Origin of the sequence: Enterobacter sp. 01-M-03-SI-ECC, from assembly GCF_047530215.1 — a bacterium.
GTDB lineage: Bacteria > Pseudomonadota > Gammaproteobacteria > Enterobacterales > Enterobacteriaceae > Enterobacter > Enterobacter chengduensis.
Window position 1 is genome coordinate 278104 of the sequence record NZ_JBLKDA010000001.1, and the last position, 25514, is coordinate 303617.

General features: G+C 58.8%; 19 protein-coding genes and 4 tRNA genes. 13 read left to right on the plus strand and 10 right to left on the minus strand.

The annotated features are described in order from the left end of the window. Positions 1-124: 124 nt before the first annotated feature. The 6 genes from ACMWKK_RS01340 (at position 125) to ACMWKK_RS01365 (ending at position 8330) form a co-directional block, all read left to right on the plus strand. Complete coding sequence (locus ACMWKK_RS01340) at positions 125-1867, plus strand: IucA/IucC family protein (RefSeq protein WP_406542736.1); 1743 nt, start codon at positions 125-127, stop codon at positions 1865-1867. Further along, positions 1867-2814 carry a GNAT family N-acetyltransferase gene (locus ACMWKK_RS01345; RefSeq protein WP_112781350.1) on the plus strand — a complete coding sequence of 316 codons (948 nt, stop codon included), beginning with the start codon at positions 1867-1869 and terminating at the stop codon, positions 2812-2814. The genes ACMWKK_RS01340 and ACMWKK_RS01345 overlap by 1 nt, the downstream gene beginning before the upstream one ends. Then, complete coding sequence (gene iucC / locus ACMWKK_RS01350; RefSeq protein WP_112781349.1) at positions 2811-4553, plus strand: IucA/IucC family protein; 1743 nt, start codon at positions 2811-2813, stop codon at positions 4551-4553. Before ACMWKK_RS01345 ends, iucC begins: the two co-directional genes overlap by 4 nt. Then, positions 4550-5875, plus strand: a complete 1326-nt coding sequence (locus ACMWKK_RS01355) for a lysine N(6)-hydroxylase/L-ornithine N(5)-oxygenase family protein (RefSeq protein ID WP_112781348.1) — start codon at positions 4550-4552, stop codon at positions 5873-5875. The genes iucC and ACMWKK_RS01355 overlap by 4 nt, the downstream gene beginning before the upstream one ends. A gap of 26 nt (positions 5876-5901) precedes the next feature. Further along, entirely contained in the window at positions 5902-8091 is a 2190-nt protein-coding gene (locus ACMWKK_RS01360) for a TonB-dependent siderophore receptor (RefSeq protein WP_112781347.1), read from the plus strand. Between the two features lie 163 nt (positions 8092-8254). Beyond that, positions 8255-8330: transfer RNA gene (locus ACMWKK_RS01365), tRNA-Asn, on the plus strand. A 180-nt stretch (positions 8331-8510) separates the two neighbouring features. On the opposite strand, the gene ACMWKK_RS01370 is transcribed toward ACMWKK_RS01365, so the two are convergent. Beyond that, positions 8511-8900 (minus strand): RidA family protein, encoded by a 390-nt coding sequence (locus ACMWKK_RS01370; RefSeq protein ID WP_112781346.1) that lies wholly within the window; start codon positions 8898-8900, stop codon positions 8511-8513. Between the two features lie 141 nt (positions 8901-9041). Here ACMWKK_RS01370 and ACMWKK_RS01375 point away from each other — a divergent pair, with 141 nt between their 5' ends. Beyond that, positions 9042-9965 (plus strand): LysR family transcriptional regulator, encoded by a 924-nt coding sequence (locus tag ACMWKK_RS01375; RefSeq protein WP_112781345.1) that lies wholly within the window; start codon positions 9042-9044, stop codon positions 9963-9965. 65 nt (positions 9966-10030) lie between these two features. On the opposite strand, the gene cbl is transcribed toward ACMWKK_RS01375, so the two are convergent. Further along, positions 10031-10981 carry an HTH-type transcriptional regulator Cbl gene (gene cbl / locus ACMWKK_RS01380; protein ID WP_010432106.1) on the minus strand — a complete coding sequence of 317 codons (951 nt, stop codon included), beginning with the start codon at positions 10979-10981 and terminating at the stop codon, positions 10031-10033. Between the two features lie 96 nt (positions 10982-11077). Further along, positions 11078-11995: a nitrogen assimilation transcriptional regulator NAC gene (gene nac, locus ACMWKK_RS01385; RefSeq protein WP_045328137.1), complete on the minus strand. Its 918-nt coding sequence runs from the start codon at positions 11993-11995 to the stop codon at positions 11078-11080. 320 nt (positions 11996-12315) lie between these two features. On the opposite strand from nac, the gene ACMWKK_RS01390 reads away from it, so the two are divergent. Next, positions 12316-12391, plus strand: a tRNA-Asn gene (locus ACMWKK_RS01390). Positions 12392-12527: 136 nt separating this feature from the next. Here ACMWKK_RS01390 and ldtA read toward each other — a convergent pair. After that, a complete protein-coding gene (gene ldtA / locus ACMWKK_RS01395; protein WP_112781344.1) occupies positions 12528-13427 on the minus strand; it encodes a L,D-transpeptidase in 900 nt (299 codons plus the stop codon). Between the two features lie 191 nt (positions 13428-13618). Here ldtA and shiA point away from each other — a divergent pair, with 191 nt between their 5' ends. The 3 genes from shiA (at position 13619) to ACMWKK_RS01410 (ending at position 18245) form a co-directional block, all read left to right on the plus strand. Next, entirely contained in the window at positions 13619-14932 is a 1314-nt protein-coding gene (gene shiA / locus ACMWKK_RS01400; protein WP_112781343.1) for a shikimate transporter, read from the plus strand. Positions 14933-15005: 73 nt separating this feature from the next. Further along, positions 15006-16460 carry an AMP nucleosidase gene (locus ACMWKK_RS01405; RefSeq protein ID WP_045328134.1) on the plus strand — a complete coding sequence of 485 codons (1455 nt, stop codon included), beginning with the start codon at positions 15006-15008 and terminating at the stop codon, positions 16458-16460. An 18-nt stretch (positions 16461-16478) separates the two neighbouring features. Further along, positions 16479-18245, plus strand: a complete 1767-nt coding sequence (locus ACMWKK_RS01410; RefSeq protein WP_112781342.1) for an aminopeptidase P family protein — start codon at positions 16479-16481, stop codon at positions 18243-18245. A gap of 146 nt (positions 18246-18391) precedes the next feature. Here ACMWKK_RS01410 and ACMWKK_RS01415 read toward each other — a convergent pair. Then, positions 18392-18467, minus strand: a tRNA-Asn gene (locus ACMWKK_RS01415). A gap of 103 nt (positions 18468-18570) precedes the next feature. Further along, positions 18571-20025 (minus strand): multidrug efflux MATE transporter EmmdR, encoded by a 1455-nt coding sequence (emmdR, locus tag ACMWKK_RS01420; protein WP_112782065.1) that lies wholly within the window; start codon positions 20023-20025, stop codon positions 18571-18573. A gap of 161 nt (positions 20026-20186) precedes the next feature. On the opposite strand from emmdR, the gene ACMWKK_RS01425 reads away from it, so the two are divergent. Continuing rightward, positions 20187-20262, plus strand: a tRNA-Asn gene (locus ACMWKK_RS01425). Between the two features lie 169 nt (positions 20263-20431). On the opposite strand, the gene ACMWKK_RS01430 is transcribed toward ACMWKK_RS01425, so the two are convergent. From ACMWKK_RS01430 to dacD, 4 genes are all read right to left on the minus strand, one after another. Further along, positions 20432-20767 carry a DUF496 family protein gene (locus tag ACMWKK_RS01430; protein WP_008499467.1) on the minus strand — a complete coding sequence of 112 codons (336 nt, stop codon included), beginning with the start codon at positions 20765-20767 and terminating at the stop codon, positions 20432-20434. A 158-nt stretch (positions 20768-20925) separates the two neighbouring features. Continuing rightward, the gene (locus tag ACMWKK_RS01435) at positions 20926-21984 is read right to left on the minus strand and encodes an FUSC family protein (RefSeq protein WP_112782018.1); all 1059 of its coding nucleotides are present in this window, start codon (positions 21982-21984) and stop codon (positions 20926-20928) included. A 92-nt stretch (positions 21985-22076) separates the two neighbouring features. After that, complete coding sequence (sbmC, locus tag ACMWKK_RS01440; RefSeq protein ID WP_112782019.1) at positions 22077-22550, minus strand: DNA gyrase inhibitor SbmC; 474 nt, start codon at positions 22548-22550, stop codon at positions 22077-22079. Between the two features lie 119 nt (positions 22551-22669). Beyond that, a complete protein-coding gene (gene dacD / locus ACMWKK_RS01445; RefSeq protein WP_112782020.1) occupies positions 22670-23836 on the minus strand; it encodes a serine-type D-Ala-D-Ala carboxypeptidase DacD in 1167 nt (388 codons plus the stop codon). A 198-nt stretch (positions 23837-24034) separates the two neighbouring features. Here dacD and sbcB point away from each other — a divergent pair, with 198 nt between their 5' ends. Next, positions 24035-25471 carry an exodeoxyribonuclease I gene (gene sbcB, locus ACMWKK_RS01450; protein ID WP_404851929.1) on the plus strand — a complete coding sequence of 479 codons (1437 nt, stop codon included), beginning with the start codon at positions 24035-24037 and terminating at the stop codon, positions 25469-25471. The last annotated feature ends 43 nt before the right edge of the window (positions 25472-25514 follow it).

The window sequence follows — 25514 nt, forward strand, 5'->3', positions numbered from 1 at the left end:
AGTGTCAATAAATGTGTGGAAATCATGAAGTTTATGAAAACAAATATTGCAAAAATGGTTGCGACTGTAAACAGAATGAATATCATAACGAGAATTATTATCAATCATGGAATGAGGTACACCTATGCGTGCTCTGCCCCGCTCTGCCGGTACAGACGTTGCGGCCCAGTGTTTTTTAAACGCCCTGTTGCGCGAAACGAAGGACTGGCGCTATCTCCCCGCTACCGCCGCGGATGCGCTATCTGAGATCCATATCCCGCTTTCCCAAACCCAGGCGCTTCGGGTGCCGGTACGCTATTTCTCTCCCACTCAGCATCATCAGTACCGTTTTCCGGCAACGCTTATTCAACGCAACAAAGATGATGGTGACGCCGTCACATTTACCCAACTGGTTGATTTAATTCTTGAAAAACCGTCCGTGAAAGGCTCGCTGGATGTCGATACGCTGGCGCGCTTTAAGCAGCGCGTCCTTGAAAGCCATGCGCACACCTGGCAGGCGATCGATCTGCGCCACGGCTGGGCAGCCCTGCGCGATAAGCCGCTGACGTTTGCCGAAGCCGAACAGGCGCTGCTGGTCGGCCACGCGTTTCACCCGGCGCCGAAGTCGCACGAGCCGTTCAGCGAAACCGAGGCGCGTCGCTATCTGCCCGACTTCGCCTCCCGCTTTCCGCTGCGCTGGTTTGCCGTTGAGAGCACGCTCGTGGCCGGTGACAGCCTGAACGTCTCCCTGCGTGAGCGCCTGCTGCGCTTCGCGGCCCAGAGCGCGCCCGAGCTGCTCGGCCACTTCACCGACACCCGCTGGCTGCTGCCGATGCATCCGTGGCAGGCCGACTATCTGCTGGAGCAGGCCTGGTGCCAGCGTCTGGTGGAAAACGGTGCATTGCAGGATCTGGGCGAGGCGGGCGCGCAGTGGCTGCCCACCAGCTCCTCCCGCTCGCTGTACAGCGAAAGCAACAGCGACATGATTAAGTTCTCCCTCAGCGTGCGTCTGACCAACTCCGTGCGCACGCTGTCGGTCAAAGAGGTGAAGCGCGGCATGCGCCTGGCGCATCTGGCGAAAACGGAACGCTGGCAGGATTTACAGGCGCGCTACCCGACCATGCGCGTGATGCAGGAAGACGGCTGGGCGGGGCTGCGTGACGAAAGCGGCACGGTTCAGGAAGAGAGCCTGATGGCCCTGCGCGTCAACCTGCTGTTCGACACGCCTGACACCCAGACCAACGTGCTGGTCAGCCTGACCCAGGCCGCGCCGGACGGCGGCGACAGCCTGCTGGCCTCCGCGGTGCGCCGCCTGAGCCAGCGTCTGGATTTACCGTTCGCCCAGGCCGCCCGCTGCTGGCTGGACGCCTACTGCGACCGCGTGCTGCTGCCGCTGTTCAGCGCCGAGGCGGACTACGGTCTGGTCCTGCTGGCGCACCAGCAAAATATCCTCGTCGAGATGCAGCAGGATTTCCCGGTCGGACTTATCTACCGCGACTGCCAGGGCAGCGCCTGGACCGAAGGGGCCGACGCGTGGCTGAAAGAGGCGGGCGAAACGGAGGTAGAAAACCGCTTCGGTGAGAGTCAGCTGCTGCGCTACTTCCCTTACTACCTCCTGCTGAACTCTACCCTTGCCGTCACCGCCGCCCTCGCCGCCGCCGGTTTCGACAGCGAGGAGAACCTGATGTCCCGCGTGCGCGACGCGCTGGTGGGTCTGCGCCAGACCGCGAAGCAGACCCGCTGCCTCGACTACGTGCTCGACAGCCCGACCTGGAACTGCAAAGGCAACTTCTTCTGCTATCTGCACGATCGCAATGAAAACACCATCGCCGATCCGGCGGTGATCTATTTCGACTTTAGCAACCCGTTTTACAAGGAGAAGGCGTAATGGCCATCGCGAATATCGTCCATTCCGGCTACGGCTTTCGCTGCACCACAACGGATCGCGCCCTGCCGCTGACGTTGGGTCTCGACGGCAGCGCGGTGCTGGAGCGTCTGAATGCGATCCCGGACGGCTGGCTGGTGGAAGCCCTGGATCAGCTGTTTGTGGCGGCCCCCGCGCTGACCGGCATTACCCTGCCGTGGGCAGCCTGGCAGGATGAACCCCAGGCAAAGGCGCTGTTTAGCCTCGCCCACGGGGACTATCTGGCGCGTGAAACCTTCTGGCAGCTGCCGCTGTGGCTGAAAGGCGAGCAGCCGCAGGCCAGCGGCGGTATGCTGTTTGACGAGAGCCGCCAGCTGTACTTCCCGCTGCGCCCTCACCGCCCCGAGGGCGAGGTATATCGTCGTTACGATCCGCAAATTAAGCGCACGCTGAGCTTCCGCGTGGCCGACGTGGCGCTGGACGGCGAGCGCTTTACCCAATGGATGAATAACCCGCGCGTTAACGCCTTCTGGGAGATGGCGGGCCCGCAGGCCGAGCAGGAAAGCTACCTGCGCCGTCAGCTCGACTCAGCGTACTGCTACCCGGTCATCGGCTGCTTCGACGACCAGCCGTTCGGCTATTTTGAACTCTACTGGGCGGCCGAAGACCGCATTGGCCGCCACTACCGCTGGCAGCCGTTTGACCGCGGGCTGCACATGCTGGTGGGCGAAGAGAGCTGGCGCGGCGCGCAGTACATCCGCAGCTGGCTGCGCGGCCTGAGCCACTATCTGTATCTCAATGAGCCGCGCACCACGCGGATTGTGGCCGAGCCGCGCTTCGACAACCAGCGCCTGTTCCGCCATCTGGCCTGCGCCGGTTTTGACACGGTGAAAGAGTTCGACTTCCCGCATAAGCGCTCGCGTCTCATCATGAGCCAGCGTCACCGCTTCTTCAGCGAGGTGGGCCTGTGAACGCGCGCTGGCAGAAAGTGAACCGCGAGATGGTAGGGAAGATCCTCGCCGAGCTGGAATATGAACGCACTCTGCGCGCCGAATCCCTCGACGTGGACCGCTGGCAAATCACCATGGGCAGCGAAACATGGCAGTTTCGCGCCGCGCGCGGGATCTGGGGCTGGCTGCATATCGACCCGGACAGCCTGACCACCGCCAGCGGCAATGTCGTGGAGGCGGAAAGCGCGCTGCTGCAGCTGGCGACGGTGCTGGAGATGAGCGACGCGCAAACGGCGGAGCACATGGAAGATCTCTACGCCACGCTGCGCGGCGACATGCAGCTGCTGCAGGCGCGTGAAGGGCTGGACGCGGACGCGCTGATCCACCTCGACCCGGACGAATTACAGTGTCTGATGAGCGGCCACCCGAAGTTTATTTTCAACAAGGGACGCCGCGGCTGGGGGCTGGACGCCCTGCGCCAGTACGCGCCGGAGTACCGCGGGCGTTTCCGCCTGCACTGGATCGCCGTGCCCCGGGAGCATCTGGTCTGGAGCAGCGACGTCGATTGCGACATTCACAGCCTGCTGTCCAGCGCCATGGACAATGCCGAGCGCGCCCGGTTTGATGCCCGCTGGCAGGCGCTGGGTCTCGACGACGGCTGGCTGCCGGTGCCGCTGCACCCGTGGCAGTGGCAGCAAAAAATAGCCATTCACTTCGTGGCGCAGCTGGCGCGCGGTGAGATGGTTGAGCTGGGCGAGTTTGGCGATGAGTATCTGGCGCAGCAGTCTCTGCGCACGCTCACCAACGCCAGCCGTCGCGCGCCGTATGACATCAAGCTGCCGCTGACCATCTACAATACCTCCTGCTATCGCGGGATCCCGGGCAAATACATTGCCGCCGGGCCGCTGGCCTCTCGCTGGCTACAGCAGCAGTTCACCGCCGACGCTACGCTTGCCCGCTCCGGCGCGCAGGTGCTTGGCGAACCCGCCGCCGGCTACGTGTCGCATCCTGGCTATGCCGCATTGCCGAAAGCGCCCTACCGCTACCAGGAGATGCTGGGGGTGATCTGGCGCGAGAACCCGTCCTGCTATCTGCAGGACGGTGAACAGGCGGTCCTGCTGGCGGCGCTGATGGAAACCGACAACGCCGGGCGTCCGCTGATTGACGCGTGGATCGCGCACTCCGGCTTAAGCGCCGACGCGTGGCTGGAAAAGCTATTTGAGGCATCGGTGATCCCGTTCTATCACCTGCTCTGCCGCTACGGGGTGGCGCTGATCGCCCACGGGCAGAACGTGACGCTGGTGATGAAGGACTACGTGCCGCAGCGCATCCTGCTGAAGGATTTCCAGGGCGATATGCGCCTGGTGGATGAAGATTTCCCGCAGGCGCAGAGCCTGCCGGAGCAGGTAAAGGCCGTCACGGCGCGCCTTAGCGCGGATTACATTATTCACGACCTGCAAACCGGCAACTTTGTCACGGTGCTGCGCTTTATCTCACGCCTCACCCAGCAAAGCGGCGTCAGCGAAGCGCGCTTCTATCAGATCCTCGCCGGCGTTCTGCACCGCTATATGGCCGCGCACCCTGAGCTTGCTGAACGCTTCGCGACGTTCGACCTGTTTAAGCCGCAAATTATTCGCGTGATCCTCAACCCGGTCAAGCTGACCTTCTCCGAACACGACGGCGGCAGCCGCATGCTGCCGAACTACGTTACCGACCTTGATAACCCTCTGTTTCTCGCCTCCCGGGAGTCCGCGCAATGAAAACCTATGATTTCATCGGCATTGGTATTGGCCCGTTTAACCTCAGCATCGCCGCGCTGGCGGAAGGGCTGGACGGCTTTAGCTCGCTGTTTCTTGAGCGTAAACCGCACTTCTCCTGGCACCCGGGGATGATGGTGCCGGACTGCCACATGCAGACCAGCTTCCTGAAGGATCTGGTCAGCGCCGTGGAGCCGACCAACCGCCACAGCTTCCTGAACTACCTGGTACAGCGTAAAAAGTTCTACCGCTTTCTGACCACCGAGCAGCGCACCGTTTCGCGGGAAGAGTTTGCGGACTACCTGTGCTGGGCAGCGGACAACCTCACCAATCTCGCCTTCAGCCAGCAGGTGCAGCAGGTGAACTTTGACGAGGAAAGCGGCCTGTTTGAGGTCGTGACCCAGCGCGATCGCTTCCTGGCGCGCCACGTCTGCGTGGGGATAGGCAAACAGAGCAACCTCCCGGACTGCGTTACGACGCAGGACGATACCTGCTTCCACGCCAGCGAGATGATGCTGCGCACCCCGGATCTCGCGGGCAAGCGCGTCACCGTCGTTGGCGGCGGCCAGAGCGGCGCCGACCTGTTCCTGAATATCTTCCGCGGCGAGTGGGGCCAGCCGCTGAGCCTGAACTGGATCTCGCGCCGCAACAACTACAACGCGCTGGATGAAGCCGCCTTTGCCAACGAGTACTTCACGCCGGAGTACGTGGACAGCTTCTCCACGCTGGGTGAAGAGGCGCGTCGCCAGATGCTGCACGAGCAGAAGATGACCTCCGACGGCATCACCACCGAGTCCCTGCTGGCGATTTACCGCGCCATGTACCACCGCTTTGAGGTGCTGCGTGAAAAACCGTGGGCGCACCTTCTGCCGTCCCGCTCGGTGACGTCGCTGGCGCGTCAGGAAAACGGTCAGCGCCTGAGCATTCAGCATCACCTCGACGGCGGCCGCGAGCAGCTGGATACCGACGTGGTCATTTTCGCCACCGGCTACCGCGCCGTTCAGCCCGCGTTCCTCGCGCCGCTGTCCCACCGCCTGCAGCTGGATGCGGATGAAGCCTTCTGCATCAACAATGATTTCACCCTCGAATGGGACGGCCCGCAGAGCAACCGCCTGTTCGCCGTGAATGCCGGGATGCACCGTCTCGGCATTGCCGAACCCCAGCTCAGCCTGATGGCCTGGCGCGCGGCGCGCATTCTGAATCGCGCCCACCCCGACGAGCCGTTTGAGCTGGCTACCACCCCTGGCGTTATCCACTGGCGAAGCACGACCCGCCCGGATAACAGCCAGGTTTTTAAATCCTTAGCAAAAACCACCGAGTACTGACACACACAATCAGGGTCAACATAACAATGAAACGTTCTCATCTTTGGGTTTTAAATCCTTGCTTGCTTGCAATGCTTTCTACCTCTGCGTGGGCGGAAGAACAAAAGGAAGAAAATATCGTTGTCTCCGCCAGCCGCGCGCACCGCAGCGTGGCGGAGATGGCGCAGACCACCTGGGTCATTGAGCGGGCTGAAATTGAGCAGCAGGTTCAGGGCGGGAAAGAGATTAAAGAGGTGCTGGCGCAGCTGATCCCGGGCATGGACGTCAGCAGCCAGGGGCGTACCAACTACGGCATGAACCTGCGCGGCCGCTCGATGATGGTGATGGTGGACGGCGTCCGCCTGAACTCCTCCCGCAGCGACAGCCGCCAGCTCGACTCCATCGATCCGTTCAACATTGACCGTATCGAAGTGATCTCCGGCGCCACGTCACTGTACGGCGGCGGCAGCACCGGCGGCCTGGTGAACATCGTCACCAAAAAGGGCCAGCCGGAAACCGAAGTGGAGTTCCAGACCGGGGCAAAGAGCGGGTTTAACAGCCATAACGACCACGATGAGAACGTGTCGGCAGCGGTCAGCGGCGGCAACGACAACGCCTCCGGCCGTCTGTCGGTGTCGTATCAGCGCTACGGCGGCTGGTACGACGGCAACGGCGACGAGGTGATCATTGATAACACCCAGACCGGCCTGCAGTATTCCGACCGTATCGACGTGATGGGAACCGGCACCCTCAATATTGACGAGCACCAGCAGCTGCAGCTGACGACCCAGTACTACAAGAGCGAGTCCGACGGCAAGCACGGGCTGTATCTCGGGAAGAACTTCTCGGCGGTCACGGGGGATGCTACCGCCTATAACAAAGGGAACCTCGATTCTGACCGCGTACCGGGCACCGAGCGCCACCTGATCAACCTGCAGTATTCCAATACCGACTTCTGGGGCCAGGATCTGGTCGCGCAGATTTACTATCGCGACGAAAGCCTGACCTACTATCCGTTCCCAACTCTGACCAAAGGCGTGGTGAGCAGCATCGGCGCGTCGCAGCAGAAAACCGATTTTTACGGCGGCAAGCTGACGCTGAACAGCAAGCCGGTAGACGATTTAACGCTGACCTGGGGCGTGGATGCCGACCACGAAACCTTTGACGCCAACCAGCAGTTCTTTAACCTGAGCAAAGCCGCGGCGAGTGGCGGCATGGAGCTGGAAAACGCCTACAACGTGGGCCGCTACCCGGGCTACAGCATCACCAACCTCGCCCCGTTCCTGCAGGCCAGCTACGACATTGACGCCATCACCCTGAGCGGCGGCGTGCGCTACCAGTACACCGAGAACAAGGTGGACGACTTTGTCGGCTACGCCCAGCAGCAGGCCATCGCTACCGGGAAAGCCACCTCCGCCGACGCGGTGCCGGGCGGGAAAACCGATTACAACAACTTCCTGTTTAACGCCGGGATCCTCGGTCGCCTGACCGAACAGCAGCAGGTGTGGTTTAACTTCTCCCAGGGCTTCGAAATTCCGGACCTGGCGAAGTACTACGGCTCCGGCACCTATCAGCTCAGCAACGGCCACTATCGCCTGCTGAACAGCGTCAACGTGAACGACTCAACGCTGGACGGTATCAAGGTCAACGCGTACGAGCTGGGCTGGCGCTATACCGGGGATAACCTGCGCACGCAGGTTGCGGCGTATTACTCGCTCTCGGATAAAACCATCACCATCAACAAGACGGACATGACCATCAACCTGGAAGACGACAAGCGTCGTATCTACGGGGTAGAAGGCCAGGTGGACTATTTCTTCACCGACAGCGACTGGAGCACCGGGGCGAACTTTAACGCCATCAAGTCTGAAACCCGCGAAAACGGCAAATGGGAGAAGCTGACGGTCGACAGCGCCAGCCCGTCGAAAGCCAGCGCATGGGTCAACTGGGCCCCGGGCGACTGGACCCTGCGCGTGCAGAGCACGCAGACCTTTGACGTCTCTGACGCCGACGGCAAGAAGATCGATGGCTATAACACGGTAGACTTCCTGGGCAGCTACGCCCTGCCGGTGGGGAAAGTCAGCTTCAGCGTGGAAAACCTGCTGGACAAAGACTACACCACCGCCTGGGGCCAGCGCGCGCCGGGACTGTATAGCCCAACCTACGGTGCACCGGGCCTGTATACCTATAAAGGCCGCGGACGGACGTTTGGCCTGAACTACTCCGTACTGTTCTAATCCTATGCGCCGCCTGCGGGCGGCGCATTTGCTGTGTAATTTGAACGCGAATTTACTATAAAATCAGCAATTTGCTGAAATTGTCAGCAAACGAACAAAAAGCGCGGTTTCACCCTTTGACAAGGCGTACTGAGGTCGCTACTATGCGCCTCGTTCACACGATTCCTCTGTAGTTCAGTCGGTAGAACGGCGGACTGTTAATCCGTATGTCACTGGTTCGAGTCCAGTCAGAGGAGCCAAATTTAAAAAGCCTGCTTTTAAAGCAGGCTTTTTGCTTTTCTGCATCTGGAAAGGTTGTCGGGTGGCGACTGCGCCTTACCCGACCTACGGGACCATAGGCACGATAAGCGCAGCGCCACCGGGCAATAAACCGCTGCTGTCATCAAGTTACCGCACGACCGGCGGAAAGACCCGTACCCCTAGGGCAGCCGGGCAATCACCTTAATCTCAAACTGGAATCCGTACAGCCACGTCACGCCTATCCCCGTCAAGGTAGGGTAAGGCGCTTCCCCCCAGTATTCTGGCAGGATGCGCCAGATAGCGTCGAGGTTTGACTCGGGATCGACAACAAAAAGGGTAACATCAACCACGTCATCGAACGTGCAGCCCGCAGCCGTGAGAACAGCATTAAGGTTATCGAATGCCAGCCGAACCTGCGCGTTGAGGTCCTCTTCAGGCGAACCATCCTCGCGGCTACCTACCTGCCCCGAAACAAACAGGAAACCGTTAGATTTAATGGCGGGTGAATACCGATTGCGTTCATAGAGCGCCTGGCGCCCGAGGGGAAAAACCGCTTCGCGTGCTGTCATGTTTGTACCTTTGTAATGGGGTGAAATCTGCCCGGTGAACATGAAGACACTTTAAAGGTGCGGGATCGGGCAGATAAACAAGCGACTTTGTCCATCATTGTTTGTAATATCCAAACAATCGGCATTAAGAGAGGATAAGGAATGGATCGTTTCGATGCGATGCGCGCCTTTGCTCGCGTGGTGGAGGCAGGCAGCTTCACCAGGGCTGCCCAAACGCTTCATATGAGCAAAACAACGGTGACGCAGCTTATTCAGCAACTGGAAGCGCGCCTGCGCGTCAAATTGCTCCACCGCACGACCCGTAGGCTTGGCGTCACGCCTGATGGCGCGGTTTACTATGAGCGCGTAATCCGCCTGCTGGCGGACATGGAGGATGCTGAGAACAGCCTGTCCAGTGCGGCAATAACGCCCAGGGGAAGAATACGGGTAGATGTGCCCACTCCTCTCGCCCGACTTGTGCTGGTGCCCGCGCTGCCGGCTTTTCACGCGCGCTACCCTGATATCCAGTTCGACATGGGCGTGAGTGACCGGGTGGTGGATCTGATCGGCGATAACGTGGATTGCGTCCTGCGGGGAGGGGAAATCAACGACCAGTCCCTGATTGCCCGCCACGTCGGCGATTTGCAAATCGGCGTTTACGTCGCGCCGAGCTATGTGGAACGCCTCGGCGCCCCTGCACATCTGAGAGAGCTGGAAAACACGGACCATCGCATAGTGGGATTCTTGTCCTCGCGCACCGGCAAGATTGATCCTCTGGTACTGCACGGTGAGAGTGAACAAATTGAAATCACGGGCAGCTATGTGCTCGCCGTGGATGATGGCAACGCTTATCTCGAAGCTGGATTAGCCGGGTTAGGCGTGATTGCGCTACCCGTCTATATGGCGGCAGCGCATCAGGCTTGTGGCGCATTAATTCCGCTCTTTGAGGATTGGCGAATTAAGCCAATGCCCCTTTACCTGGCATTTCCGCCGAACCGCCATGTCAACGCCAGACTGCGCGTTTTTATTGATTGGATCGTTGAACTGATGCAGCAGCACGTCCCTACTTCCACCAGACAAGTTTAAAAAAAGATATCCATTAATTTGAGTGACGAGCCCGGCAGGCACTTCTCCACCGGGCAAACCCGCACCTAAATCTGATAATCAATCGCCACTTCTTCCGGCTCCATGACCTGGCGTTTAATCTCATCCACCGACAGCCCGGCGTTGCACAGCTCGATAAAGCGCCACACATAGTTGCGCTGCAGCTGTCCGCGCTTCAGGCCAAGCCAGACGGTGTTGGCGTCAAACAGATGACGCGTGTCAAGACGCACCAGGTTCCCGTCCTCACGCTCGCCGCTGGACTGTTCCGCCACCAGGCCAATGCCCAGGCCCAGCTCGACGTAGGTCTTGATCACGTCAGAATCCTGCGCGCTCAGCACCACGTCGGGCGTCAGCCCTTTGCGGTTGAAGGCTTCATCAATGCGCGAGCGTCCGGTGATCCCCTGGCGGTAGGTAATCAGCGGCCATTTCGCAATATCTTCCAGCGTCAGGGGAGAGACCTGATTCAGCGGATGATCGACGGGAAGTAACAGGCTGTGGTACCAGCGGAACCAGGGGAACGCCACCAGCAGCGGGTCGTTGCTCAGGCGCTCGCTGGCGATACCGATATCCGCCCCACCGTTTTGCAGCAGCACTTCAATTTCCTGCGGCGTGCCCTGGATGAGCTCCAGACGGACGTCAGGAAAGAGTTCGCGGAACGCTTTTATCACCGGCGGCAGGCTGTAGCGCGCCTGGGTGTGGGTGGTGGCGATGGTGAGCACGCCCGAGGCGTCATTGGTGAAGAGATCCGCCAGGCGACGCACGTTGCTGGCCTCGTTGAGGATCCGCTCCGCGATGGTGAGCAATGCCTTACCCGGCTCCGTCATGCCGAGCAGCCGCTTGCCGCGGCGGATAAAGATCTCTATACCCAGCTCCTCTTCCAGCTCGCGTATGTGGCGGCTAACGCCGGACTGAGAGGTATAAAGCATATTGGCGACTTCGGTCAGGTTGTAGTCCCGCCTGGCCGCCTCACGGATAATTTTAAGTTGCTGGAAATTCACGATTCACTCCGGCGCATCTGACATAGCTCTATTGTTAGAGTCAGCCGAGCTGCAGAACAAATAATAAAAACCAGCATCTTATGCTTTTATGGAATATCAGCTCACGAGCTGGAGTTCACGGTTCTCAAGCGATGGCTTGCTGACCAGCGACATCAAAATCTCTTTTACCGCCTGCGCCTGCGGCGACAGCGAACCGCGTGCAGACATGTTCAGCGACAGCGGCAGGCTCATCGACGGCGTGGTGATGCGGGCCATCCAGCCGTTTGCCGCACCGCACAGCGAGCGCGCGGCGGATTCCGGCAGAACGGTAACGCCCATGCCGCTGGCAATGGCCGCGGTGAGCGTGGAGATGGAGTCAATTTCGCCAATGATTTTGGCCGTCAGGCGGCGCAGGGAGAACGCTTCGTCCACGCGCACGCGCACGGCGCTGTAGTCGCGCGGCAGATAAAGGTTCATCTCTGCCACGGCGGTAAGGTCGACGCTCTGGCCCGGACAGTCGCGGGTGCCCACGAGGTAGAGATCTTCTTTCAGCAGCGGCTGGCTGGTGATCCCGGCAACAGGCGAGCGATCGTACAGAACCGCCATGTCCAGCTGGCCGCTCAGCAGTTTGTCATTCAGGACGGAGCCACTGTTTTCATGCAGGTACACCAGCACTTCCGGCAGCTCGGCGCGGACGGCCTGCAGCAGCGGCATGGTGATAGACGATGCGGCCGTACCCGGTGCCAGACCGATGGAAACATGTCCGCTCAGGGTCTGTCCCACGTTATTCACCGCCAGCTGCGCCTGTTCACACTGGCGAAGAATGGTGCGGGCGTGGGTATACAGGATCTTGCCTGCTTCCGTTGGCGTGACGCCGCGTTTGGTGCGTATCAGCAACTGCTGATCCATCTCGCCTTCCAGAGTAGCCACCTGCTGGCTCAGCGCAGGCTGCGCGATATGCAGCACTTCGGCTGCTTGAGTCAGGCTGCCGATATCGACGATTTTTACGAAGTATTTCAGTCGTCTTAAGTTCATTTTGCCCCCTGTTCGAAATGCGGTGCCGTATCCGGCTGTCGTTGTTGAACGGGTTTTGCAATATGAATGCCACTTTTACCAGGCGGTCTGGACTGGCCGCTAAGCGCCTGAAAATAAGGAAAGCTAATCATGGATGGGGGTTTTATTACCGAAACAGCAGTTTCCGATCTGCCCCATTAGGGGTACAGTCGCACCAAAGCGGTGCATTTCGCTGCCAAAAACATCACTTTGCCGATTTTGTCAGCAAACGATCAAAAGGCGTTGCTCCACCCTTTGACAAGGCGAACGCAGGTCGATAATATGCGCCCCGTTCACACGATTCCTCTGTAGTTCAGTCGGTAGAACGGCGGACTGTTAATCCGTATGTCACTGGTTCGAGTCCAGTCAGAGGAGCCAAATTTGAAAAGCCTGCTTTTAAAGCAGGCTTTTTGCTTTTATGCGTCTGGAAAGATTGCCCGGTGGCGCTGCGCTTACCGGGCCTACTTGTCCTGTAGGTCGGGTAAGGCGCAGCCGCCACCCGACTAACATGCCCTCAGTTGCCTACCTTTACCGGCATCCCCGAGCGCCGCTCCAGTTCGGCACCCGCGCCCTCGTTTATCAGCTGCGTCCGCTGCGCGGCTGACATCGGCAGAGGCACTTTGCGGGTTGATTCAAACTCCGCGCGATTGCGTGATAATGGCTCATGCACTTCCACCCAGCGGCTGCCGTCCGGCTCGGTGGTCACTTTGACGGGCCGATCGATAAGCTGCACGCGGGTTCCGACGGGGACATTATCGAACAGGTATTTGATGTCGTTATTACGCAGACGAATACAGCCCTGGCTCACGCGCAGCCCGATGCCGAAATTCGAGTTGGTGCCGTGAATGGCATACAGCCTGCCGATATAAATCGCGTACAGCCCCATCGGGTTATCCGGCCCCGCCGGCACGAAGGCCGGAAGCGTTTTCCCTTCAGCCGCATAGGCGCGCCGCGTATTCGGCGTCGGAGACCAGGTTGGCCCCTCCTGCTTACGCTCAACCGCCGTCACCCAGTCTCGCGGGGTTTCGCGCCCGGCCTGGCCGATGCCGATGGGCAGCACTTCCACGGTATTGCTGCCCGGCGGGTAATAGTAAAGACGCATTTCCGCCACGTTCACCACAATCCCCTCACGGACGGTGTCGGGCAAAATGAGCTGCTGGGGGATGACCAGCCGGGTGCCGGGTTTAGGCAGAAAAGGATCCACGCCGGGGTTGGCTTCCTGCATATTGCTTAGCCCCTGCCCGTATTTCGCGGCAAACGCCTCAAGCGGTAACGTATTATGGTCCGGCACGGTGATAGCCTGCGGGCTCCCCACCAGACGACTGCCCTCCGGCGGTAAAGGATAGCTCACCGCCTGCACGCTCTGGCTGATAAGTAACGCAGCAAGACAGCCCAACGCCTCTTTACGACGCATCTTCCCTTCCCCAGTCGCTTCGCTCTTTGTTAAGCATAGCGTAGCCGTTTTGCATTACCCATCAGGAAATAAAATCAGTTTGCACAGGCTCACAGGCGCGGTAGTCTCATAGGTTCCGTTTATATGACGGCCGCTATGTGAGTGACCTTTTCTTATACCAATAATTAAAAATCAGTGCAGACAGGACAACTATGGACTCCACTCTCGCCTCCACACATCCCAACGAGGAGACATCTTCGCTCAATCGTGCCCGCCGCGCAGCCCTCGGCAGCTTCGCGGGTGCCGTCGTCGACTGGTATGATTTTCTGCTTTACGGCATCACTGCCGCTCTGGTCTTTAACCGCGAGTTCTTTCCGCAGGTCAGCCCCGCGATGGGCACGCTCGCCGCCTTTGCCACCTTTGGCGTCGGGTTTCTGTTTCGCCCGCTGGGCGGGGTGATCTTCGGCCACTTCGGCGACCGTCTCGGCCGCAAGCGCATGCTGATGCTCACCGTCTGGATGATGGGGATCGCCACCGCGCTGATAGGCGTTCTCCCGTCGTTTTCCGCCATTGGCTGGTGGGCACCGGTACTGCTGGTCACCCTGCGCGCCGTCCAGGGCTTCGCGGTAGGCGGTGAATGGGGCGGCGCGGCGCTGCTGTCCGTTGAGAGCGCGCCGAAGAACAGGAAAGCGTTTTACAGCAGCGGCGTTCAGGTTGGATACGGCGTAGGCCTGCTGCTTTCCACCGGGCTGGTATCGTTCATCAGCCAGCTCACCACCGACGAGCAGTTCCTGAGCTGGGGCTGGCGCATTCCGTTCATCTTCAGCATCGTGCTGGTGATTGCCGCCCTGTGGATCCGTAACGGGATGGAGGAGTCCGCTGAGTTCGAAAAGCAGCAGGAAAAACCGGCCGCCAAAAAACGGCTGCCGGTGATGGAAGCCCTGATTCAGCACCCTGGCGCTTTTCTGAAAATTATCGCCCTGCGCCTGTGCGAACTGCTGACGATGTATATCGTCACCGCGTTTGCCCTGAACTACTCGACGCAAAATCTCGGCCTGCCGCGCGAACTGTTCCTGAATATCGGCCTGCTGGTCGGCGGGATCAGCTGCCTGACCATCCCCTGCTTCGCCTGGCTGGCGGACCGGTTTGGCCGCCGTCGCGTTTACATCACCGGGGCGCTGATCGGCACCCTCAGCGCCTGGCCGTTCTTTATGGCGCTGGAGGCGCAGTCCGTCTTCTGGATCGTCCTCTTCGCCATCATGCTCGCGAATATCGCTCACGATATGGTGGTCTGCGTGCAGCAGCCGATGTTTACCGAGCTGTTCGGCGCAAGCTATCGCTACAGCGGCGCGGGCGTGGGCTACCAGGTCGCCAGCGTGGTCGGCGGTGGGTTTACGCCGTTTATTGCCGCCGCGCTGGTGACCTTCTCCGGCGGTAACTGGCACAGCGTGGCGATTTATCTGCTGGCCGGTTGTCTGCTGTCGGCGGCGACGGCGCTGCTGATGAAAGAGACGCACCACGGCTGATCTCCCTTTTGTTTCACAGGCGTGTGACATACTATCGGGTAGAGTCGCACACCTGTGGAACAAGGAGACAGAGATGAATAATAAGGGCTCCAGCCTGACCCCGGCTCAGGCGCTGGAACAACTCGACGCGCTGTATGAACAGTCCGTCAACGCGCTGCGCAACGCCATCAGCGAATATATTGAAACAGGGAAACTTCCCGACGAAAAGGCCAGATCCGAGGGCCTTTTTGTTTATCCATCGCTCTCTGTGACCTGGGACGGTAGCGCCAGCACGACGCCGAAAACCCGCGCCTACGCCCGTTTTACCCACTCCGGCTGCTACAGCACCACCGTCACCCGCCCCGCGCTGTTCCGCCCCTATCTTGAAGAACAGCTCACGCTGTTGTACCAGGATTACGGTGCGCACATTGCCGTTGAGCCTTCGCAGCATGAGATCCCGTATCCCTACGTGATTGACGGCTCGGCGCTGACGCTGGACCGCTCCATGAGCGCGGGGCTGACGCGTCATTTCCCGACCACCGAGCTTTCACAAATTGGCGACGAGACGGCTGACGGGATTTATCATCCGGCAGAATTTTCTCCCCTGTCGCACTTTGACGCCCGCCGGGTGGATTTCTCCCTGGCGCGCCTGCGCCACTACACCGGCACGCCCGTCGAACATTTCCAGCCGTTCGTGCTTTTTACTAACTACACCCGCTACGTTGACGAGTTTGTCCGCTGGGGCTGCAGCCAGATCCTCGACCCGGAAAGCCCCTACATCGCGCTCTCCTGCGCGGGCGGGATCTGGATCACCGCAGAGACCGAGGCGCCAGAGCAGGCTATTTCCGACCTCGCGTGGAAAAAACATCAGATGCCCGCCTGGCACCTGATCACCGCCGACGGCCAGGGCATTACGCTTATCAACATCGGCGTAGGCCCGTCAAACGCCAAAACCATCTGCGACCATCTGGCAGTGCTGCGCCCGGACGTGTGGCTGATGATTGGCCACTGCGGCGGCCTGCGCGAAAGCCAGCTGATTGGCGACTACGTGCTGGCCCACGCCTATCTGCGCGATGACCACGTGCTGGATGCGGTGCTGCCGCCGGACATCCCCATCCCGAGCATCGCCGAAGTCCAGCGCGCGCTGTATGACGCCACCAAGGAGGTCAGCGGCATGCCGGGTGAAGAGGTGAAACAGCGCCTGCGCACCGGTACGGTCGTCACGACGGACGATCGCAACTGGGAGCTGCGCTACTCCGCATCCGCGCTGCGGTTCAACCTGAGCCGCGCGGTAGCGATCGATATGGAGAGCGCCACCATCGCCGCGCAGGGGTATCGCTTCCGCGTTCCTTACGGCACGCTGCTGTGCGTCTCCGATAAGCCCCTGCACGGTGAAATAAAGCTGCCCGGTCAGGCCAACCGTTTCTACGAAGGGGCTATCTCAGAGCACCTGCAAATTGGCATTCGCGCCATTGACCTGCTGCGGGCGGAAGGTGACAAGCTCCATTCCCGCAAGCTGCGTACCTTCAACGAGCCGCCGTTCCGCTAATAACAATAAGGAAAAATAATGTCCAGCACATCTCCGCTCTCTGCCCTGCGCCACTGGCTTGAGGCCAGCCATCTTGACGGGATGATCGTCCCGCGTGCGGATGCCTGGCAGAGTGAATACTGCGCGCCCTACGACGAAAAGCTGGCCTGGCTGACGGGATTTGACGGTTCGGCCGGCGTGGCGCTGGTGCTGAAAAACAAAGCGCTGCTGTTCGTTGACGGGCGCTATCAGGTTCAGGCTCGCGTCCAGGTTAATACAGATGAGATTGAGATCCACCACCTGCACAACGAGCCGCTGGCGCAATGGCTGGCAGAAAACGTTGCGGCAGGCACACGCATCGGTTTTGACGCGCTGCTGATGACCAATACGGAGTTTGAACAACTGTCTGCCACGCCGTGCGAACTGGTGCCCCTGAAGGCCAGTCCGTTTGACGCCTTATGGGCCGACCGCCCTGCCGCACCGGCGGGGCTTATCCGTGAAATGCCGGTTGAACACAGCGGCGAACGCAGCGCGGACAAACGTCAGCGCGTCGCCGCCGTGCTGGCCGCAAAGGGTGCCGATTATCTCGCCATTACCCTGCCGGATAACATTGCCTGGCTGTTAAACGTGCGCGGCGCGGATATTCCTTATAGCCCGGTACCGCTCTCCTTTGCCCTGCTGGGGCGTAACGGCCACGTCGAATGGTTTGTTAACGACAATAAGCTCAGCGCTCTGCCTGACAGCGTCCGCAACGCATTCTCCCTTGCGCCGCAGGATACCTTTATTGAACGCTGTCAGCAGATTGCTGAAGGCAAACGGGTAATGCTTGATGCCGATTCCGCGCCGGTTGCCCTGCGCTTCGCCATAGAACCTCGGGGAGAAATTGTCTGGCAAACCGATCCCATCACCCTGATGAAAGCCACCAAAAACCCGGTCGAGCTGGCAGGATATCGCGAATGTCATCACCAGGATGGCGCCGCGTGGGTTAACTTCCTGGCCTGGCTGAGCCGTGAAGTGCCGCGACGTGAGGCGGAAGGTAATCCGCTAACCGAGCTGGAAGTCCAGGCGCAGCAGCTTGCGTTCCGTCAGCAGCAGCCCGGCTTTATCGAGCAGAGCTTTGCGACTATCTCCGCCTCTTCGAGCAATGCGGCGATGTGCCACTATCATTCGAGCGAGGCCAGCAATAAGCCCCTCAGATGCGATAGTTTTTATCTGAATGATTCCGGTGGTCAGTATCACAACGGCACCACCGACGCCACGCGCACGCTGGCGTGGGGTAACGTCGATCCGCAGCAGCGCCTGCACTACACTGCCGTGCTGAGAGGCTTCCTGTCGCTGATTACCCTGCAGTTCCCTTCCGGGACTCAGGGGCATCAGCTGGATGCGTTTGCGCGTCGCCCGCTGTGGGAGATGGGGCTGGATTACGATCACGGCACGGGACACGGCGTGGGGCACCAGCTGCTGATCCACGAGAACCCGCATCGCATCGCCAAAAAGGTCAACCCGTGGCCGCTGGTGGCGGGCAACATCATGACTATCGAGCCGGGATACTATCTGGGCGACAGCCACGGTATTCGTATCGAAAACCAGGTGGAGATTGTGGAGAGCCGTCCGGGGTTCTGTAGATTTGCCTCGCTGACGCTGATCCCGATCGATTTAAGCCAGGTTGAGCTGCATCTGCTGAGCGAGCAGGAAAAACAGTGGCTGGATGCATACCACCAGCAGGTACGCAAGGCGCTGGCACCGCTGGTGAACAGCGAGGCGCGTGCGTGGCTGGAAGAGGCGACGGCGCCGATTCGTTTGTAAGTGAAGTGCGGTTTGTTGTTTGCCCGGTGGCGCTGCGCTTACCGGGCCTACAATCCCGTAGGTCGGGTAAGGCGCAGCAGCCACCCGACAATTTCACCAGACGCAGAGAAGCAAAAAGCCTGCTTTTAAAGCAGGCTTTTTAAATGTGGCTCCTCTGACTGGACTCGAACCAGTGACATACGGATTAACAGTCCGCCGTTCTACCGACTGAACTACAGAGGAATCGTGTGAACGGGGCGCATATTATCGATGCTCCCCCAGGATGTCAAAGGCAGAATGCAGTTTTCCGATCGTTTGCCGAATTATTCTTCATTTCGCGCAATTGTCAGGCATTTTTCCGCGGGTATTTCCACAGCCAGCGCCCGCTGACCATTCGCCAGTAGAACAGCGCGCCCCGCACGGCCCAGTCGAGGAACATCCCCAGCCAGACGCCGACCACACCCCATCCGAGCATCACCCCGAGCGTATAGCCCGCGACAACGCGACATCCCCACATGCCGAACATCGATACCCACATCGCAAAGCGGGCGTCGCGCGCCCCTTTCAGCCCGGCGGGCAATACCCAGGAGGCCGCCCAGATGGGCATAAAGGCGGCATTGAGCCAGATGAGGATCTTAACCACCTCTTTAACGTCGTCTTCATGGGTATAGAACGAGGCCATCAGCCCGGCAAACGGCGCGGTTCCCCAGGCGATCAGCGTCAGCCCAATGGTCGACAGCCAGAACACGTGCCGAAGCTGCCGCTCCGCCTGACCTATCTGCCCTTTCCCGAGCCGTTTACCCGTGATGATGGTCGACGCCGACCCCAGCGCGTTACCCGGCAGGTTAATCAGCGAGGCAATCGAAAAGGCGATAAAGTTACCGGCGATAACGTCGGTCCCCATCCCGGCGACAAACATCTGCGTGAGCAGCTTCCCGCCGTTGAACAGCACGGATTCAATGCTCGCAGGAATGCCAATCCCCATCACTTCCCAGATAATGGCGAAGTTAAAGGGGCGGAAATAGCTCTTCAGCGTCAGGCGCAGCGAAGGCGTGATCCCCGCCATTAGCACCCCAATGATGGCCGCCGCACCGATATAGCGTGAAATGGTTAGCCCCAGTCCGGCACCGACGAAGCCCAGTCCGTCCCACGAGAACACGCCGTAGATCAGTACGCTGCTGATGATAATATTCAGGATATTCATCCCGCCGTTGATCAGCAGCGGGATTTTCGTGTTACCCGCCCCGCGCAGCGCACCGCTGCCAATCAGCGCTATCGCCGCCGCCGGGTAGCTGATGACGGTCATCTCAAGGTAGGTCAGCGCCAGGTCTTTTACCTGATTCGAGGCATCCCCGGCGACAACGTCGATAATCTCTTTACCGAAATAGTGGATCACCGCCGCCAGAACGGTCGAAAAGACAGTCATGATCATTAGCGACTGGCGTGCCGCCTCGCGCGCACGTTTGGGATCCAGCTTGCCGAGGCTAAAGGCCACCACCACCGTCGTCCCGAGATCGATGGCGGCAAAGAACGAGATCACCACCATGTTAAAGCTGTCCGCCAGCCCGACCCCGGCCATCGCCTCTTTTCCCAGCCAGCTCACCAGGAAGGTACTCAGCACCCCCATCAGCAGTACGCAGGTATTTTCCAGGAAGATAGGCACGGCAAGAGGGGTGATTTCACGCCAGAACAGGACACGATAGCTTTTACGTTTTGCATACCATGGCGTGCGCGCTATCGCCTGGCGTAAGGAGGCAGTGACGTTCAAAATGGACCTTAGCGAGAAAAGTTGAAACTCCATTTCAAATGATGGGGGAGAAATGCTCATCCTGCAAAGTATTTTCCAGAAAAAGATGTGTGGATTTACAACAAACTGACGACAGAATCAGCAATCGGTCGATTTTCCCTAAGATCAGGTTTGACAAAACTTTTTTCGCCGCTAAGATAAGCCTCCACAACGATTCCTCTGTAGTTCAGTCGGTAGAACGGCGGACTGTTAATCCGTATGTCACTGGTTCGAGTCCAGTCAGAGGAGCCACATTTAAAAAGCCTGCTTTTAGAGCAGGCTTTTTGCTTTTCTGCGTCTGGAAAGATTGTCGGGTGGCTGCTGCGCCTTACCCGACCGACTAAAACCAGCGAAGCGCGGGCTGCAGGAAATAAAAAAAGGCTCCCTGTCACCAGAGAGCCTTTTTCACTGTTCGCTGCGATTACTCGCTTTTTGCTTCGCCGTTCTTGATTTCGCCCATCACTTTCAGCTTCTTGGAGATGTCGCGACGCTCTTTGGACAGCTCGGCATTTTTGATGATGTAGTCATCAACGCGGTCTTCATAGTCGCTCTTCATGCTGGCGATGATGCCCTGAATAGCTTCAACGCTCATGCCTGGCTTGATGTAGTCGCTCAGGTTGTCGAGCAGCAGAACGCGTTTCTGGTTGTCACGGATCTTCTTCTCAACGTCCTGGATTTCACGCTGCAGCTTGTTTTTGCGGCGGAACAGGCGGACGAATTCCAGAACATCCTGGAACGAAGGCTTGGTAGTTTCCATTTTTACACCCCTGATAATGTGAGATTCGGATTCGTTAAAGCAACCGTTGTAACAATAACCTTACTGACAGCGGTCGCGAATGACAATGACTATATCGTTTAAAGCTATCATAACCCCAATTGCTGCTGAATCGAAGCAGCAGGCGTCACATACGCCTTTTATTTGCGCAGCGCCCGGCAAATAAGGTGCGATAACAGCTCAAGCTGTCGCGCCAGCTCCATGCTCAGCCAGACATAGCCATGAATGGGCGTCTCCGCCACGTTGTCGCTCTGGCGTTCATTGATTAACAGCTTGAGCTCCGCAACGATCTCATTCAATCGCTCGCTGTTGGCCAGTATCGGCTGCGGGTTCCCTTCATAGAGCGCGTGGGCGATGGTCAACAGCGTTTGCTGGGTCATCTGCTGGGTCTCTTTAAGGGTCTGCGCGTTAAGCATTAGCAGATGGCTGGGGCGAGAGGCCCAGTGGGCGTTAATCTGCAGCTCAAGCATGCAGACCAGATTGCGGCTTACGGTCTGGATGGCTTCGAAAATCGCTTTCTGAATATGGGTTTCTTTGCTGGCGGGCGTGATCAGTCCACGCATTTTGACCACGTCGTTGAGGATGGTTTGCAGGTGCTTTTCCAGCCGCGGGCGCTCTACCAGGTTCGGAGAAAAACCGGCCTGATAGACGCGGTTAAAGGCGGTAACGTAATTAGCCATCTGAATACGCCAGTGCAGAAAAGCACGCTGCGGCCAGATACCGGTGAAGAGCATCGCCAACAGTGACCCCAGAATGACGTCCCCGCTTCGCCACAGCGCCGTGGTCATATCCCCGGCGGGCGCACCGACCACCACCGCGAGCGTAATCCCAATCAGCAGCGCCTGATACGGCTTTTTGCCCAACGCCAGCCAGCCGCACAGGAACATGGCGGCACCGCACCATGCCAGCATGACCGGGAACGAGATGAGCTCCAGCTTCAGGGCAATAAGCCCCAGAGCCGAACCTAACACGGTCCCGCCAATGCGCTCCAGGGCGCGCGGGACAACGTTTCCCCAAAACGAGATAGGCCCCATCACCACCACCAGGGTGATCAGCGGCCACGTCCCTTCGGGAACATCCAGCAAACGCACCAGGACAAACGTCAACACGAAAGCCAGCGCGATGCGACACCCGTGCACCACGCGGTAATGTTTGTACAACCGAATTTCAAAAGGGGTTAATGATTTGTCGGGACGCACACCCGCTCTCCAGCTACACGGCAAAGCACAATTGTACTGTGTTTTCAGCCGGGCGGATCGCTTCCGGCTGAAAAACCCTTCACTTAGCAGGCCTAAACCGTTTTATGCTCTACCGCGATATACATTTCGATATCCCAGTAACCGTCCGCATTGCCGTTATTGAGATAGCGCTCGAAGCAGGGTTTAAGCGCCATCTGATACTTATTGTCCTGCAGAAGGGAGTTGAAGAACTGGTACCACGGCGTGGCAAAGTCGTAGTTTTCCACGCGCGCCGTGGCCACGGCATAATCCCCGGCCGCGATTTCCGTCATCATGACGCCTTCGCTGTTTTCCGGAATAACGAAATCATCCGCTACCGTCACGGCCGTGTCGCAGCGCAGTTTTTCTGCCGGGACTTCATCCGGGTTATCGTAGTAGACCGCCACCCACTCCAGCGGCTCAATGTGACGCCCGTCCACCCACATGACCAGCTGTTCAAAGCCCTGTTTTACCGTTTGTTCCCACGGCCCCACCAAATGAAAACCGGCAATCTTACGTTTCTTTTGCTGCTTGATGCTGTAGTCCATACTGCCTCCATTAATTACTGTATATATATACACTATAAGGCAAATTCTGCGCGTTCAGCAAACGTGGCGTGTTTATTATGTGAGCAGACTCGCAACCCTGCCAGTCTGCTCAGCAGCCGTCAGAGTACGTGGTGAAGATAATCGCTCATGCGGGAGAACACACCTCCTTTCTCAACGGCTTCCAGCGTCACCAGCGGCCAGTGCGCCACCACTTTGTCGCGGTCATAAAGCTGGATCTCCCCAACCCGCTGATGTGCGGCAATCGGCGCTTCCAGCTCTTTTTTATCCAGCACGTATTTGGCTTTGATGTTGGGCACTTCCGCTTTTGGCAAGGCCAGCCAGAAGTCCTGGTCGGTGCCCAGCTTCACCTGCTCCCTATCGCCGTACCAGATGCGCTCCGTCCCCACTTTTTTACCGCTATGCAGGATCTGCACCGTATCGAAATTCTGCTGCCCCCAGTGCAGCAGTTTCCGGGCCTGGTCTTCGCGCCCTTTCGGACTGTCGGCCCCCATCACCACCGCGATTAAGCGGCGCTGGCCGTCCACGGCGGAGGCAATCAGGTTAAACCCTGCCCCCGAGGTGTGCCCCGTTTTAAGCCCGTCCACGTTCATGGTTTTATCCCACAGCAGGCCGTTACGGTTCTGCTGTGTGATCCCGTTCCAGGTCAGGCTCTTTTCGCTGTACATATGATAAAACTCGGGCTCGCCGTGAATGATGGCCCGGGAAAGGACGGCCAGATCATAGGCTGAGCTGTGCTGGCCCGGCGCGTCCAGCCCGTGGACGGTTTCAAAGTGCGTATCGCGCAGGTTCAGCTTCTGAACGTAGTCGTTCATCATCTTCACAAACTGCGGCTGCCCGCCCGCCACGTGATCGGCCAGCGCCACGCAGGCGTCGTTGCCGGAATCGACGATCAGGCCGCGGCTCAGATCGCGCACGGAGACGCGATCGCCCTCTTTCAGGAACATCAGCGACGATCCGTCAAACACCGGGTTCCCTTTTGCCCAGGCATCGCGCCCGACGGTAACGATGTCGTCCGGCGTAATGCGGTGGCTGTCAATGGCCCGATCGACCACATACCCCGTCATCAGCTTGGTCAGGCTCGCCGGATTACGCTGTTGATGTTCGTTGCCCGCCGTTAAGATCTGACCAGTCGTGTAATCCATCAGCACCCAGGAACCCGCCTGAATGGCCGGAGGCTGCGGCGAAAAATCCAGCGGTTCGGCCGCAAAAGCAGATGAGATACTCGAAGCGAGTAAAGAAACAGCAATAAACAGACGGCGTTTCAACGGTATATCCTCAGGTCATTAAAAATCGATGACCTTTTTACGGGAGTTCTGATGTCGTTACCTGGCTTAATTGCAAAAAAATGTGACAGGGCGCAGATTTTTGTCTGAAGCTGGCGCGCAATTTTGCGCCACGGCGGCGCTTTTTATTCGGTCTGGACGGCACGATCGTTTACCATAGTGACGTCATTTTTTAACAGGATGGTATTACTGGTGTCTGACTCTGCCGCTCGCCCGACTTTTTTATTCCACGACTACGAAACCTTTGGCACGCACCCGGCGCTGGACCGGCCGGCGCAGTTTGCCGCCATCCGCACCGACGACGAATTCAACATCATTGGCGAGCCCGAGGTCTTTTACTGCAAACCGGCTGATGACTACCTGCCGCAGCCCGGGGCGGTCATGGTCACCGGGATCACCCCTCAGGAAGCGCGGGATAAAGGCGTTAACGAGGCAGAGTTCGCCCGCCGCATCCACGATCTTTTTACCGTCCCCAATACCTGTGTGGTCGGTTACAACAACATTCGCTTCGATGACGAAGTAACGCGCAACATCTTCTATCGCAACTTCTACGATCCCTATGCCTGGAGCTGGCAGAACCGCAATTCGCGCTGGGATTTGCTCGACATCATGCGGGCCTGTTATGCCCTGCGCCCTGAAGGCATTAACTGGCCTGAAAATGAGGAAGGGCTGACGAGCTTCCGGCTGGAACACCTGACGCGCGCCAACGGCATTGAGCACAGCAATGCCCACGACGCGATGGCGGACGTCTATGCCACCATTGCCATGGCGAAGCTGGTAAAAAACGCGCAGCCACGCCTGTTCGAGTATCTGCTGAGCCACCGCAGTAAACAGAAGTTGACCACGCTGATTGATGTGCCCCAGATGAAGCCGCTGGTGCATATTTCCGGCATGTTTGGCGCCTGGCGCGGGAATACCAGCTGGGTCGCCCCGCTGGCCTGGCATCCGGACAACCGTAACGCGGTCATCATGGTCGATCTAGCCGGCGATATTTCACCGCTGCTGGAGCTCGACAGTGACACCCTGCGCGAACGGCTTTACACCCCGAAAAATGAGCTCGGCGATCTGCCTGCGGTGCCGGTCAAGCTGGTGCATGTCAATAAATGTCCGGTACTGGCGCAGGCTAACACGCTGCGACCGGAAGATGCGGACAGGCTGGGCATTAACCGTCAGCACTGCCTGGATAATCTGAAAGTGCTGCGCGAAAACCCGCAGGTGCGCGAGAAAGTGGTCGCCATTTTTGCCGAGGCGGAGTCTTTCGTTCCCTCAGAAAACGTGGATGCCCAGCTCTATAACGGTTTCTTCAGCGATGCCGATCGCGCGGCAATGAATATTGTTCTGCAAACCGAGCCGCGTAATTTGCCAGCGCTGGATATCACCTTCGCCGATAACCGCATCGAAAAGCTGATGTTTAACTATCGCGCGCGTAACTTCCCCGGCACGCTGGATGAAGCGGAGCAGGAACGCTGGCTGCAGCATCGTCGAAATGTGTTTACGCCGGAGTATCTGCACGCCTATGCGCAGGAACTGGAAACGCTTTATGGCCAGTATGAAGGGAATGCTGAGAAACAGGCGCTGCTGAAATCCCTGTTCCAGTACGCGCAAGAGATAGTTTGATCGATGGGTATAAAAAAGCCGGAGGCGATGTCTCCGGCTTTTT

Bases quoted from the DNA above. Each gene is read 5' to 3' on its own strand.
- ACMWKK_RS01340 (WP_406542736.1), top strand. From the start codon at position 125: ATGCGTGCTCTGCCCCGCTCTGCCGGTACAGACGTTGCGGCCCAGTGT.
- ACMWKK_RS01345 (WP_112781350.1), top strand. From the start codon at position 1,867: ATGGCCATCGCGAATATCGTCCATTCCGGCTACGGCTTTCGCTGCACC.
- ACMWKK_RS01355 (WP_112781348.1), top strand. From the start codon at position 4,550: ATGAAAACCTATGATTTCATCGGCATTGGTATTGGCCCGTTTAACCTC.
- ACMWKK_RS01360 (WP_112781347.1), top strand. From the start codon at position 5,902: ATGAAACGTTCTCATCTTTGGGTTTTAAATCCTTGCTTGCTTGCAATG.
- ACMWKK_RS01370 (WP_112781346.1), bottom strand. From the start codon at position 8,900: ATGACAGCACGCGAAGCGGTTTTTCCCCTCGGGCGCCAGGCGCTCTAT.
- ACMWKK_RS01375 (WP_112781345.1), top strand. From the start codon at position 9,042: ATGGATCGTTTCGATGCGATGCGCGCCTTTGCTCGCGTGGTGGAGGCA.
- nac (WP_045328137.1), bottom strand. From the start codon at position 11,995: ATGAACTTAAGACGACTGAAATACTTCGTAAAAATCGTCGATATCGGC.
- ldtA (WP_112781344.1), bottom strand. From the start codon at position 13,427: ATGCGTCGTAAAGAGGCGTTGGGCTGTCTTGCTGCGTTACTTATCAGC.
- shiA (WP_112781343.1), top strand. From the start codon at position 13,619: ATGGACTCCACTCTCGCCTCCACACATCCCAACGAGGAGACATCTTCG.
- ACMWKK_RS01405 (WP_045328134.1), top strand. From the start codon at position 15,006: ATGAATAATAAGGGCTCCAGCCTGACCCCGGCTCAGGCGCTGGAACAA.
- ACMWKK_RS01410 (WP_112781342.1), top strand. From the start codon at position 16,479: ATGTCCAGCACATCTCCGCTCTCTGCCCTGCGCCACTGGCTTGAGGCC.
- emmdR (WP_112782065.1), bottom strand. From the start codon at position 20,025: ATGGAGTTTCAACTTTTCTCGCTAAGGTCCATTTTGAACGTCACTGCC.
- ACMWKK_RS01430 (WP_008499467.1), bottom strand. From the start codon at position 20,767: ATGGAAACTACCAAGCCTTCGTTCCAGGATGTTCTGGAATTCGTCCGC.
- sbmC (WP_112782019.1), bottom strand. From the start codon at position 22,550: ATGGACTACAGCATCAAGCAGCAAAAGAAACGTAAGATTGCCGGTTTT.
- sbcB (WP_404851929.1), top strand. From the start codon at position 24,035: ATGGTATTACTGGTGTCTGACTCTGCCGCTCGCCCGACTTTTTTATTC.